The sequence below is a fragment of the Allochromatium palmeri genome, from assembly GCF_009720725.1.
In the GTDB taxonomy this organism is placed as follows: domain Bacteria; phylum Pseudomonadota; class Gammaproteobacteria; order Chromatiales; family Chromatiaceae; genus Thermochromatium; species Thermochromatium palmeri.
Genome location: NZ_WNKT01000190.1, coordinates 1 through 324 on the forward strand (window position 1 = coordinate 1; position 324 = coordinate 324).

The 324-nt window shown below is 64.2% G+C and carries 1 protein-coding gene; it reads right to left on the reverse strand.

Features of this window, described 5'->3' with window-relative positions; translation table 11 throughout:
- Positions 1 to 303: hypothetical protein (locus GJ668_RS20040; protein WP_222930839.1), on the reverse strand; the 303-nt coding region annotated here is incomplete at its 3' end.
- Positions 304 to 324: the final 21 nt, after the last annotated feature.

Sequence of the window (324 nt, forward strand, 5' to 3'; positions counted from 1 at the left end):
CTGCGCGCGCAACCAGACCGCAAGACTGACCGTGTCGCTGGATTGGGCGCGCAGATGCGCCGCGACATCCAAGCGCGTGGCCGTGGGATTGAACGTATCCGCATCGAGTGAGCGGACAAACAACGGCATCGCCGTTGGGTTCAAGCGCACGATCACCCCGACGCCACGCGCGAACAGGTCAAGAATCACGCGCGGTTGATTGTAGCCCCGATCCACCAGCCCGATGTCGCCGGCCTGCCACGGGTAACGCGTCAGGCTTTCCCCGCCATCGACCCCCGTCACGTCCACCGCGTGCACGGTCATATGGGTTAAATCCAGCGCCAA